General features: G+C 65.5%; 13 protein-coding genes. 8 read left to right on the top strand and 5 right to left on the bottom strand.

Annotated elements, in window-relative coordinates; all coding sequences use genetic code 11:
• The first annotated feature begins 281 nt into the window (after positions 1–281).
• From E9536_RS15005 to E9536_RS15020, 4 genes are read left to right on the top strand one after another with little or no spacing between them, the layout of a single operon-like run.
• Positions 282–1,022 (top strand): acetoacetate decarboxylase, encoded by a 741-nt coding sequence (locus E9536_RS15005; RefSeq protein WP_021157498.1) that lies wholly within the window; start codon positions 282–284, stop codon positions 1,020–1,022.
• A gap of 52 nt (positions 1,023–1,074) precedes the next feature.
• Positions 1,075–1,860: a 3-hydroxybutyrate dehydrogenase gene (locus E9536_RS15010; RefSeq protein WP_048021178.1), complete on the top strand. Its 786-nt coding sequence runs from the start codon at positions 1,075–1,077 to the stop codon at positions 1,858–1,860.
• The gene (locus tag E9536_RS15015; protein WP_027790186.1) at positions 1,857–3,074 is read left to right on the top strand and encodes a patatin-like phospholipase family protein; all 1,218 of its coding nucleotides are present in this window, start codon (positions 1,857–1,859) and stop codon (positions 3,072–3,074) included. The genes E9536_RS15010 and E9536_RS15015 overlap by 4 nt, the downstream gene beginning before the upstream one ends.
• Before the next feature lie 60 nt (positions 3,075–3,134).
• Complete coding sequence (locus E9536_RS15020; RefSeq protein WP_060315954.1) at positions 3,135–3,599, top strand: hypothetical protein; 465 nt, start codon at positions 3,135–3,137, stop codon at positions 3,597–3,599.
• 75 nt (positions 3,600–3,674) lie between these two features.
• Here E9536_RS15020 and E9536_RS15025 read toward each other — a convergent pair whose 3' ends face one another.
• Positions 3,675–4,559 (bottom strand): LysR family transcriptional regulator, encoded by an 885-nt coding sequence (locus E9536_RS15025; RefSeq protein ID WP_136470091.1) that lies wholly within the window; start codon positions 4,557–4,559, stop codon positions 3,675–3,677.
• 120 nt (positions 4,560–4,679) lie between these two features.
• On the opposite strand from E9536_RS15025, the gene argC reads away from it, so the two are divergent.
• Entirely contained in the window at positions 4,680–5,627 is a 948-nt protein-coding gene (gene argC / locus E9536_RS15030; RefSeq protein ID WP_136470092.1) for an N-acetyl-gamma-glutamyl-phosphate reductase, read from the top strand.
• A 158-nt stretch (positions 5,628–5,785) separates the two neighbouring features.
• Here argC and E9536_RS15035 read toward each other — a convergent pair whose 3' ends face one another.
• Positions 5,786–6,709 carry a LysR substrate-binding domain-containing protein gene (locus E9536_RS15035; protein ID WP_136470093.1) on the bottom strand — a complete coding sequence of 308 codons (924 nt, stop codon included), beginning with the start codon at positions 6,707–6,709 and terminating at the stop codon, positions 5,786–5,788.
• A 117-nt stretch (positions 6,710–6,826) separates the two neighbouring features.
• Here E9536_RS15035 and E9536_RS15040 point away from each other — a divergent pair, with 117 nt between their 5' ends.
• On the top strand, positions 6,827–7,912 hold the full coding sequence (locus E9536_RS15040; protein ID WP_060194179.1) for a tartrate dehydrogenase: 1,086 nt from the start codon (positions 6,827–6,829) through the stop codon (positions 7,910–7,912).
• Between the two features lie 497 nt (positions 7,913–8,409).
• Here E9536_RS15040 and E9536_RS15045 read toward each other — a convergent pair whose 3' ends face one another.
• A complete protein-coding gene (locus E9536_RS15045) occupies positions 8,410–8,889 on the bottom strand; it encodes a nuclear transport factor 2 family protein (protein ID WP_059693269.1) in 480 nt (159 codons plus the stop codon).
• Between the two features lie 63 nt (positions 8,890–8,952).
• On the bottom strand, positions 8,953–9,558 hold the full coding sequence (locus tag E9536_RS15050; protein ID WP_059708685.1) for a TetR/AcrR family transcriptional regulator: 606 nt from the start codon (positions 9,556–9,558) through the stop codon (positions 8,953–8,955).
• Between the two features lie 183 nt (positions 9,559–9,741).
• Here E9536_RS15050 and E9536_RS15055 point away from each other — a divergent pair, with 183 nt between their 5' ends.
• Together E9536_RS15055 and E9536_RS15060 are read left to right on the top strand one after the other, a co-directional pair.
• Complete coding sequence (locus tag E9536_RS15055; RefSeq protein ID WP_060083910.1) at positions 9,742–10,380, top strand: GNAT family N-acetyltransferase; 639 nt, start codon at positions 9,742–9,744, stop codon at positions 10,378–10,380.
• Positions 10,377–10,793 (top strand): hypothetical protein, encoded by a 417-nt coding sequence (locus tag E9536_RS15060; RefSeq protein WP_247873447.1) that lies wholly within the window; start codon positions 10,377–10,379, stop codon positions 10,791–10,793. Before E9536_RS15055 ends, E9536_RS15060 begins: the two co-directional genes overlap by 4 nt.
• A 396-nt stretch (positions 10,794–11,189) precedes the next feature.
• Here the strand turns inward: E9536_RS15060 and tdh are convergent, their stop codons facing one another.
• Positions 11,190–12,218, bottom strand: coding sequence for an L-threonine 3-dehydrogenase (gene tdh / locus E9536_RS15065; protein WP_021163717.1), 1,029 nt, complete (start codon positions 12,216–12,218; stop codon positions 11,190–11,192).
• Positions 12,219–12,225: the final 7 nt, after the last annotated feature.

Here is a 12,225-nt window from a genome sequence, read left to right on the forward strand (position 1 = left end):
AATTGTCACATTCCCGCGCGACCGCCTCCCGGAAAGGCTCACCTGACGTCCCGTAAAGACTCACCTTTTTCACATCGTGACGTCATCGATGCATGCGAATATCGGGACGCCGGGTGCCGTCCAGGCCGTTTGCATCATTCATCTCAATATTTACGCGTCGAATTCTACGAAATCGGCAACAATTAATTCCATATGCGGCATCGCACAACGGCAACGCACAGGCATAGGATTACGAGCTTACGAGCACTCATCCACGAAGCGATCAACAACAAGGAGTCCGCATGAAACCCAGCGATGTCCGATCGAAAGCGTTTGCGATGCCGTTGACCAGCCCTGCCTTCCCGATGGGCCCTTACCGTTTCGTCGATCGTGAGTTCCTGATCATCACGTATCGCACCGATCCGGACCGTCTCCGCGAAATCGTCCCCGAGCCGCTGCAGGTCACCGAGCCGCTCGTGCATTACGAATTCATCCGCATGGCCGATTCGACCGGCTTCGGCGATTACACCGAAAGCGGCCAGGTCATTCCCGTCGAGTACAACGGCCAGCCGGGCGGCTATACGCTCGCGATGTATCTCGACGATCACCCGCCGATCGCCGGCGGCCGCGAACTGTGGGGCTTCCCGAAGAAACTCGCATCGCCCACGCTGCACGTGAACACCGACCACCTCCTCGGCACGCTCGACTACGGCAAGGTGCGCGTCGCGACCGGCACGATGGGCTACAAGCACAAGGAACTCGACATCGACGAGCAGACGAAGCGTCTTGCCGGCCCCAATTTCCTGCTGAAGATCATCCCGCACGTCGACGGCACCGCGCGCGTCTGCGAACTGGTCCGCTACTACATGCAGGACATCAAGATGAAGGGCGCGTGGACGGGCCCCGCATCGCTCGAGCTGGCGCCGCACGCGCTCGCGCCGGTCGCCGATCTGCCCGTGCTCGAAATCGTCGAAGCCCGGCACATCGTCGCGGATTTGACACTGGGCCTCGGCGAAGTCGTCTACGATTACCTGGCTCAGTAACACGTCCGCAGTCCTTTCTCCCTGTCAAACCTTTCACCACGGGAATTCGAACATGAGCAACCTGAATGGCAAGACCGCAGTCGTCACGGGCGCCGCGAGCGGCATCGGCAAGGAAATCGCACTCGAGCTCGCGAAAGCGGGCGCGGCCGTCGCGATCGCCGACCTGAACCAGGACGGCGCGAACGCCGTTGCCGACGAGATCGTCAAGGCGGGCGGCAAAGCGATCGGCGTCGCGATGGACGTGACGAACGAGGAAGCCGTGAACAGCGGTATCGACAAGGTGGCCGAAACGTTCGGCTCGGTCGACATCCTCGTGTCGAACGCGGGCATCCAGATCGTCAACCCGATCGAGAACTATTCGTTCTCCGACTGGAAGAAGATGCAGGCGATCCACGTCGACGGCGCATTCCTGACGACCAAGGCCGCGCTCAAGCACATGTACAAGGACGATCGCGGCGGTGTCGTGATCTACATGGGTTCGGTGCACTCGCACGAAGCGTCGCCGCTGAAATCGGCGTACGTGACGGCCAAGCACGGGCTGCTCGGCCTGGCCCGCGTGCTGGCGAAGGAAGGCGCGAAGCACAACGTGCGCTCGCACGTCGTGTGTCCGGGCTTCGTACGCACGCCGCTGGTCGACAAGCAGATTCCGGAGCAGGCGAAGGAGCTCGGGATCAGCGAAGAGGAAGTGGTGAAGAAGGTGATGCTCGGCAATACGGTCGACGGCGTGTTCACGACGGTGCAGGACGTCGCGCAGACGGTGCTGTTCCTGTCGGCGTTCCCGAGCGCCGCGCTCACGGGCCAGTCGTTCATCGTCAGCCACGGCTGGTTCATGCAATGAAGCCGCACGCCCGCACCGAAAAGCAGGCCGTCGATGCGGCGGACCTGCATCACGAGGCCGGCGCACCGGCCGCCGCGCGCACGCTGCCGTACGAAACGATCGCGCTCGTGCTGCAAGGCGGCGGCGCGCTCGGCGCGTACCAGGCCGGCGTGTTCGAAGGGCTGCACGAGGCGGGCATTCCGCTCGACTGGATCGCGGGCATCTCGATCGGCGCGCTCAACACCGCGCTGATCGCGGGCAATGCGCCCGAGCATCGCGTCGAGCGGCTGCGCGAGTTCTGGGAAACGATCTGCAAGCCGGCGTTCTTCCCGACGGTTCCGGCCGCATTCGAGTTCGCGCTGTTCAACAGCATCGACCAGGTTCGTACGTTCTTCACCGCGTCGCAGGCCGCGAGCGCGATGATGCAGGGCCAGCAGGGCTTCTTCGTGCCGCGCTTTCCGCCGCCGCTGCCGGGCGTGTCGGATCATCCGGAGAAGATCAGCTGGTACGACACGTCGCAATTGCGCGCGACGCTGCTGAAGCTGTGCGATTTCGACCGGATCAATTCGGGCGAAACGCGCGTGTCGGTCGGCGCGGTCAACGTCGGCACCGGCAACTTCGTGTACTTCGACAACTCGCGCATCCGTCTGGCACCCGAGCATTTCATGGCGTCCGGCGCGCTGCCGCCCGCGTTCCCGCCGGTCGAGATCGACGGCGAGTACTACTGGGACGGCGGTGTCGTGTCGAACACGCCGCTGATGGAAGTGCTCCGCGCACGGCCGCGCCGCGACACGCTCGCGTTCCAGGTCGACCTGTGGAGCGCGCGCGGGCCGCTGCCGCGCACGATGGCCGACGTCGCCGAACGCACGAAGGACGTGCAGTATTCGAGCCGCACGCGCTTCGTGACCGACACGCTGCAGCGCGAACAGCGCTATCGCAACGTGCTGCGCCACGTGCTCGAGCAGGTGCCGGAAGAGCAGCGCAAGGCGGATCCCTGGTGCGTCGAGGCCGATGCGATGTCGTCCAGCAAGAAGTACAACATCCAGCACCTGATCTACCAGCAGAAGGCGTACGAGCATCACTACAAGGACTATCAGTTCGGTCTGTCGACGATGCGTGACCACTGGTCCGCGGGTCTCGACGACATCCGCAAGACGCTCGCAGTCAAGGACGGCCTCGCGCTGCCCAACAACGACGCGGGCTTCGTGACGCACGACATTCACCGCAAACGGTAATGCCGTGCGCGATGGATCGGCGCGTTGCATGCGCCGATCCGTCCTCTTCTCCGATCAGACATGCCGATTTTCATTGCACTGTTCGCGCTCATCGCTGCCGGATGGGGCGCGGTTCACCTGTTTCACGTCATCGCCGCGCAGTTCGGCCAGCCGGTCGCGATCGCGGCCGCCGTGCTCGCCGCCGCGATCCTGATCGCGCTGGTCGCCTGGTGGATCAAGCGCCACCGCGACATCGCACCGAATACGAAGGAAGAAGGCTGGACCCACGTCGTGCACCGCGCGTGGGGCGAGCTGCGCGTGTCCGCGACGCAGGGGCTGCTGTGGCTGTCGCACGACGGCGCGGACGGCCGCTATACGCTGTCGCAGCTCGACGGCTGCCAGGCCGCGCCGATCGGCGGCCGCTGGCATCTCGTCGTGCACGTGCGCGATGGCGCGCGCAGCGAATGGAAGCTGCCGATGATGGACAAGCGCGACGCGCAACGCTGGGCGCGCGTGCTGACGCTCGCGAAGGACAACCGGCTTTGAGACGGCATGCCGTGAATGCACGGGCACGGCATGCACGCATGAACGGCTGCGCCGCCTAGCCCGCATGCCGGTGCGCTATCGCGCGCCGAGCGCCCACAACGCATCGAGTACATGCTGTGTCGCCCGCTCGACCGGCCCCGCCCGATGGGCGATACCCAATTCACGCCACAACGCCGGGCGCAACGGCCGCATGACGATGCGCGCATCGGGTAGCGGGGCGCCCGCCTCGTGCGGCAGCAGCGTCGCGCCGTAGCCCGCGGCGACCAGGCTCTTGATCGCATCGTTGTAGTTGAGTTCGATCCGCGGCTCCGGCCGGTGGCCGCCGAGCGCGAACCATTCCGTCGTCAGCCGTGACAGGCGGGTGGTCGCATCGTTGAGAATCAGCGGGCGGGCGGCCAGATAGCCGGGCGTCACGCGCGCCGGAAGCGGCCAGTCCGCCGGCAGAAACGCCATCACCGGATCGCGCCGCCACGCGCGGATCGACAGCCCCGCGACCGCCGTCTGCGGCAGCGCCACCAGCCCGACATCGAGCGTGCCCTGTGCGATGCGCGCCAGCGTGTCGTGCGACGTGAGCACCGCGATCTGGACATCGATATCCGGATGCTGCTCGCGCAAGCGGGCCACCGCCTGCGGCAACAGGTGCGCGATCGCCCCGGTCGACGCGCCGAGGCGTACGCGTCCGGTCAACCCCTGCACCTGTCGCTGCACATCGTCCAGCGTGGATTCGACCTCGGCCAGCAGGCGGCGCGCGCGCTCCACCAGCACTTCACCGATGGGCGACGGCCGCACGTTTCCACGCGTGCGGGACAGCAACGGCGCGCCGATGCGGTTCTCCAGTTCGGCAATGTGAAGGCTGACGGTCGGCGGCGCGAGGTGGAGCAGTTGCGCCGCGGCGACAAAGGACCCTTGGTCCGCGATGGCGACCAGCGTGCGCAGGCGGTCCAGGCTGATCTCCCGCATTCTCCACCTCTCGTTCAAGAAAACTGAATCTGATGGTCAGTAAATTCAACTTTTCCTATTCTAGGCGTTCGGTGGACGATACGGCTTTCCCGACGACTGAACCGAAGGAACGCGACCACCATGAGCCAGCCCACTGTCTACATCGACGGCGATCAAGGGACGACCGGATTGCAGATCCACGAGCGCCTGCGCGGGCGCACCGACCTGCGGCTCGTCGCGCTGCCGGAGGCCGAGCGCAAGGATCCCGTGCGGCGCGCCGAAGCGATCAACGCAGCCGACATCGCAATTCTGTGCCTGCCCGACGCGGCCGCACGCGAAGCGGTCGGCTTCATCCGGAATCCGGCGGTACGCGTGATCGACGCGAGTTCGGCCCATCGCACGCAGCCGGAATGGGTCTACGGCTTTCCCGAGATGGCCGACGGGCAGGCACGGGCGATTGCACACGCACGGCGTGTCACCAATCCGGGCTGCTACCCGACCGGCGCGATCGGGCTGCTGCGGCCGCTGCTACAGGCCGGGCTGCTGCCGCGCGACTACCCGGTGAGCATCCATGCCGTGTCCGGATACTCGGGCGGCGGGCGGGCTGCCGTCGACGCATTCGAGTCGGACGACGCTTCACGCGCGAAACCGCTCCAGGTCTACGGCCTCGCCCTCGCGCACAAGCATCCGCCCGAGATCCAGCTGCATGCCGGTCTGGCGAACCGTCCGTTGTTCGTGCCGGCTTACGGTGCCTATCGGCAAGGCATCGTGCTCACCGTGCCGATCGAGTTGCGGCTGCTCCCTGCCGGGGTGACCGGTGAGCAACTGCATGCGTGTCTCGCGCACCATTACGCCGAATCGCGTCACGTCGACGTCACGCCGCTCGCGGACACGCAAGCGATCACGCATCTCGATCCGCAAGCGCTGAACGGCACCAATGACATGCGGCTCGGCGTGTTCGTCAATGCCGAGCACGGCCAGGTGCTGCTGTCCGCCGTGTTCGACAATCTCGGCAAAGGCGCATCCGGCGCAGCCGTGCAGAATCTCGACCTGATGCTCGGGGCGGCAGGCGCGGCAAAAGCGGCGTAAGCCGTGTGCGGGCACCAGCGTCGGCAGGCCCGGCACCTCGCGACCGCGAAGTGTTGATACCCGTTCGACGCGACCGGCTCGCGACGCGGTTGCGAGCCGGAAACGGGGCCTGCCGATGCTGCGCACATGCCCCCGTAAAAGCTCACCTTTAGCCGGTTTCAGGCCATATCGTCACCTGCCGCGGCATTCAAACCGGCCAGCGTCTCCATCAGAAAATCCACGCACACGCGCACTTTCGCCGACGCCGCGACGCGCTCCGGATACACGGCCCAGATGTTCGCGGGCTGGATTGCGTCCGGCAGCACGCGACACAGTGCACCGCGTTCGATCAGCGGCGCGGCTTCCCAGATCGAACGCAGCACGATGCCGCGCCCGGCCAGCGCCCATTGCACGGCGACCTCGCCATGGTTCGTCGACAGCGCGCCGCCAACCTTCACCGTGGCCGTTTCACCGCGCACGTTCAGCCGCCACACGCCGAACGGGTGATCGCGCTCCTTGATGGCAAGACAGTCGTGCGATGCGAGATCCGCGAGCGAGCGCGGTGTACCGCGCCGGGCGAGATAGTCGGGCGACGCACACAACACGCGGTAGTTCGCGGCAAGGCGGCGCGCGATCAGGTGATCGGCGATCTCGTCGCCGATGCGCACGTCGAGGTCATAGCCTTCGCCCGCGACGTCGACGAGCCGGTCGAACAAATCGAGCCGCACGTTCAGTTGCGGATAGCGTGCCGAGAAGTCGAGCAGCGCCGGCGCGACGATGTGCCGGCCGAAGCCGAAGCTGCTCGAAATGCGCAACGTGCCGCGCGGCACCGTGCGCGTGGTCGACACGTCCTCGACGAGATGATCGACGTCGTCGAGAATCTTCTCGGCGCGCGCGAACACGCGCTCGCCTGCTTCCGTGACCGTCACGCGGCGCGTCGAGCGATGCAGCAGGCGCGTGCCGAGCTGCGCCTCGAGCAACGCGATGCGCTTGCTGACATAGGCCGGCGACACCGCGAGCTGCTCGGCGGCCGCGCTGAAGCTGGTCAGGCGGACGACCAGGCTGAACACGCGCAGGTCGTCGAGATTCGGCGATTTGTTCACGATTCGTGGAAAGTCGATTAACCTTTCGCGCGATTTTAATCCAGATGGAAATAAATAGAATGACGTGACGCGCCGCTGCCTCTCCCCGCGGCCAGCCCACCAGCCAAGGAGCTTTGCATGACCGACAGGACCTACAGAATTGCCGTGATCCCCGGCGACGGCATCGGCCGTGAAGTGATGCCCGAGGGCCTGCGCGCACTCGACGCCGTGACCGCGCGCTTCGGCATCCGCTTCGACTTCGTCCAGATCGACTGGGCGAGCTGCGACTACTACGCACAGCACGGCAAGATGATGCCGGACGACTGGAAGGCGCAGCTCTCGGACATGGACGCCATCCTGTTCGGCGCGGTCGGCTGGCCCGCGACGGTACCCGATCACGTTTCGCTGTGGGGCTCGCTGCTGAAATTCCGCCGCGAATTCGACCAGTACATCAACCTGCGGCCCGCGCGCCTGTTCGACGGCGTGCCGTCGCCGCTCGCCGGCCGCCGCGCGGGCGACATCGACTTCATGATCGTGCGCGAGAACACCGAGGGCGAGTATTCGTCGGTCGGCGGCACGATGTTCGAAGGCACCGATCGCGAGATCGTGATGCAGCAGGCGATCTTCACGCGTCACGGCACCGAGCGCGTGCTGAAATTCGCGTTCGAACTCGCGCAGCGGCGCGCGAAGCGCCTCACCGTCGCGACGAAGAGCAACGGCATCGCGATCAGCATGCCGTGGTGGGACGCGCGCACGGCCGAGATGGCCGAACGCTATCCCGACATCGCCGTCGACAAGCAGCACATCGACATCCTGTGCGCGCGCTTCGTGCTGCAGCCGGACCGCTTCGACGTCGTCGTCGCGTCGAACCTGTTCGGCGACATCCTGTCGGATCTCGGGCCCGCGTGTACGGGCACGATCGGCATCGCGCCGTCGGCGAACCTGAACCCCGACCGCACGTTTCCGTCGCTGTTCGAACCCGTGCACGGCTCCGCGCCCGACATCACGGGGCAATACATCGCGAACCCGGTCGCGATGATCTGGTCGGCGGCCCTGATGCTCGACTTCCTCGGCAACGGCGCAGGCCGCGAACGCGAAGCGCACGATGCGATCGTCGCCGCGATCGAGGACGTGCTGCGCACGGGGCCGCATACGCGCGATCTCGGCGGCAACGCGAGGACACAGGAAGTGGGCGAGGCGATCGCCGCGCGCATCGCGGGCTGACGATCAGGCCCGGCGCAATCGCAATCACACGCGCCGGGCAAAGGCTGCACGAATCGGTGTGCGGTGAGTTGCACGCCATGCGTTTGCGCGCGCGTGCGAATTCCTGCGCCTGCCTGGTGAAGTCGAGCGGTGAGCAACGTCGCACCGCAACGCGCACTGCACGCGCCATCAGGCGTCGACGTCGATACGATCGGTGAGTTGCACGCCACACGCGTGCACACCGATCGTCAAACCGCTACCGGCCTCGATCGATCGGTGAGATGCATCACGTGGTGAAGCACACCGTTGCAAACCGATACGCGCATCACGAGATCCCGACGGGCATGACATGTCCGTTTTGCCCGGGACGATGCCGCGTCGAACGGCTCGAAGCACACAGTCCGACGCGACATTTCCTCTCGTCCCGAAAAACCTCACCTTCAGCGCATCGACTCCCGAATTTCCTCACCGTTGAAGCCCGGTGATGCGTTCGCCGGTTCGTCGAGTCGACACGCGCGTCACAGGCCGAGATCGGACAGCCCGGGATGATCGTCCGGACGACGACCGAGCGGCCAGTGATAGAGACGATCCTGCTCGCGAATCGGCAGGTCGTTGATACTCGCGTGACGATGCGCCATCAGCCCGTTTTCGTCGAACTCCCAGTTTTCGTTGCCGTACGAACGGAACCAGTTGCCGGCATCGTCATGCCATTCGTACGCAAAGCGCACCGCGATGCGATTGCCGTCGAATGCCCACAGCTCCTTGATCAGCCGGTAGTCGAGCTCGCGCGCCCACTTGCGCTGCAGCAGGCCGACGATCTCGTCGCGTCCGGTCACGAATTCCGCGCGATTGCGCCATCGGCTTTGCGGCGTATAGGCGAGCGACACGCGCTGCGGGTCGCGCGTGTTCCACGCGTCCTCGGCGGCGCGCACTTTCTGGCGCGCCGTTTCGAGCGTGAAGGGCGGAACGGGCGGACGAACTTCGAGGGAAACGGACATGGGTTGCTCCTGTTCAGGTTCTGGCCACGGACGACCGCGGCCGGTTCGGATTCGCTGCTTCGACTATCGTGATACCGCGTCGAGCAGCAGTTCGGCCGTCGCGCGCGCATCGCGCGCGGCGTTTGCATCACCACTGACGAGCGCCACGCCGATTGCGCCGTCGATCAGCACGAGCCACTGACGCGCGATACGCGCGAGCCCACGACGCTCGATGCCGGTTTCATCGGCATACGCATCGAACCGCTCACGCACGAACGCCAGCAAGCGTGCCTTGTGCGCGCGTGCGACGACGCGCACCGGATCGTCGGCATCGGGAATCTCGCCCGATGCGTTGAGGAACGCGCAGCCGTGAAAGTCGGGTTGCCCGAACCAGTCGCGCAGCACGTCGAACATGCCGAGCAGCTGCACGCGCGGTGCCTTGCCGCGCGCCAGCGTCGCGTCGACGAACCAGCGCATCCAGCGCTCGTCGCGACGTTCGAGCGCGGCCAGCACCAGCGCCTCTTTCGATTCGAAATGCGAATAAAAGCTCTTTCGCGCCGCGCCGGATCGCTTGACGATCGCATCGACACCGGTTGCATGGATGCCGCCCGAGTAGATCAGCGCTTCGGCTGCATCGAGCAGCCGGTCGCGAACGCCCGGTTCGCCGGAAGGGTCGTGATGTGTGTTCATGGGTTTACGGTAGAACGATCGTTCTCCACCGTCAACACCCGGATGAAAAAGCCCTGCTGGCGGAAGGGCTGAATTGCAACCTGGCCGCGCGATGCAAGTCCGCCGCGTTTACGACATTTTTTCTTGAAGCGGACGCGCGACGCTCACTACACTTCGGTCACCCTGTCTGGGCGAAAGGACATCATGCAGCGACCGGAATCCGCGCGCCCCGCGCGCGCCTATGCGGCTTATGCCAAGCGGCTCGACGGCCGCGTCGTCGTGCGGCGCTTCGACCCGCGCAACGATTCGTACGACACGTTGACCGCGCTGCTGCATCGCGCCTTCGCACCGCTCGGCGCACTGGGCTTCAACTGCCCGTGCGTCGATCAGCCGGCCTCGGCGACACGCGAACGCGTACTCACCGGCGAGTGCTTCGTTGCGCTCGGCAACGCGCACCTGGTCGCGACGATGACGATGCGTTCGCACGATCCCGATTCCCGCTGCGATCCGTACCGCAGCCGGCACGTCGCGACGCTCGGCCAGCTGGCCGTCGATCCCGTCTGGCAGGACCGCGGCATCGGCCGATCGCTGCTCGCATTCGCGCAACGGCGGGCCGCCGCGCGCGGCGCGACGCACCTGGCGCTCGACGCACCGTACGCGGCGGTCCGGCTCATCGATTTCTATCGTCGCGAAGGATTTCAACCGGTCGACGTGATGCGTTTTCCGGGGCACAACTACGACAGCACGATCCTGTGCAAATCGGTCTGCGTCACGAACGGTCGCATCGGTGCCGGTGATACGACGCGGATCGACGTTGCACGACCTGTCGGTGCCGCGTCGTGAAACACGACATGCCGAAGCGCGAAGGCGGCGACGATCGCACCCGGCTCGCCGTCCGGCAGGCACGCGTGCGCGCTGCACTGCGGCTGCGTGGCGTGTTGAAGCTGACGATCATCACGATCGCGGTCGCGCACGTGCTGGCATTCGTGTTCGACAGCCTGCTGGTCGTGGCCGGCTTCGCGCCGGATGCCGCAGCGGTGCTGCTGTTCCGTTTCGTGACGTGCGCGCTGGTCAGCTTCTGGCTGCAAGCGGATGCGTTGCGCGCATATCAATACGCGGCACAACACGGGTTCGTCACCGCGCCCGGAGTGCACGGCGGCCCGGTCGACGTTGCACCGCAGTGTCCGAAACGCTGGCTCGTCGTGTTGAGTCTTCAGCTCGATCCACGCGGGTTGAACGGTGAACGGATCAAGTAGCCGTCGGCGCACCGATCGATGTCGATCGATATCGAATGGTTTCACGCATGAGTGAGTCGCAACGACGCGCGCGGGCTCACGGTTGACGCCACGGTTCGGTACGACATCGCATGCGGTTGCATGACGAGCGATCGCGCGGCAAGGCAAGCAGGGAAGTGTCTGGAAGGGGAGAGCAGGTGCCGGAAGGCACGACGGCGGAAAGCGAGGCAGCTTCCGTCAGGTGAAGTGAACGTGCGATTGCAGTTCACCGATGCGCAATCGTGTCGCGATTCGGCGCGCCAACACAGCTCCCGAATAATCTCACCTTGAGCCCGGATTCGTGCGTTTCGACCTCGGAAACGCAGACGTAAACGAAAGCGGGGCAGGCGGCGAACACGCAGCACTGCCCCGCGGCACTCAGGCCGTCCAGTCGAGAATCACCTTGCCGCTCTCGCCGGACAGCATCGCGGCAAAGCCTTTCTCGTAATCGTCGGCCGCGAAGCGATGCGTGATGATCGGCGACAGGTCGAGGCCGCTTTGCAGCATCGCGACCATCTTGTACCAGGTCTCGAACATCTCGCGGCCGTAGATGCCCTTGATCTCGAGCCCCTTGAAGATCACCTGGTTCCAGTCGATCGCCGTCTGCGCGGGCGGAATGCCGAGCAGCGCGACCTTGCCGCCGTGGTTCATCGCCTCGAGCATGCTCGTGAACGCGCTCGGCACACCCGACATTTCGAGGCCGACGTCGAAGCCTTCGGTCATGTGCAGGTCGGTCATCACGTCGCGCAACGACTCGCGCGCGACGTTGACCGCACGCGTCGCGCCCATTTTGCGCGCGAGTTCCAGCCGGTAGTCGTTGATGTCGGTGATGACGACGTTGCGCGCGCCGACGTGCTTCGCGATCGCAACAGCCATGATGCCGATCGGGCCCGCACCGGTGATCAGCACGTCTTCGCCGACGAGGTTGAACGACAGCGCCGTATGCGTCGCGTTGCCGAACGGATCGAAGATCGACGCGAGATCGTCGGAGATCTCGGGCGGGATCTTGAACGCGTTGAATGCCGGAATCGCCAGATACTCGGCGAACGCGCCTTCGCGGTTCACGCCGACGCCGACCGTGTTGCGGCACAGATGCCGGCGCCCCGCGCGACAGTTGCGGCAGAAGCCGCACGTGATGTGGCCTTCGCCGGACACGCGATCGCCGATCGCGAAGCCGCGCACTTCCTGCCCCATCTCGACGATCTCGCCGACATATTCGTGACCGACGTGCATCGGTACGGGAATCGTCTTCTGCGCCCAGTCGTCCCACTTCCAGATATGGATGTCGGTGCCGCAGATCGCCGTGCGGCGGATCTTGATCAGCACGTCGTTGTGGCCGACTTCGGGACGCTTCACGCGCGTGAGCGTGAGGCCGGGGCCGCGTTCGAGCTTTGCCAGTGCTTTCATGGTCGCG

This window comes from Burkholderia sp. LS-044 (genome assembly GCF_004803625.1).
GTDB classification, from domain to species: Bacteria; Pseudomonadota; Gammaproteobacteria; order Burkholderiales; family Burkholderiaceae; genus Burkholderia; species Burkholderia cepacia.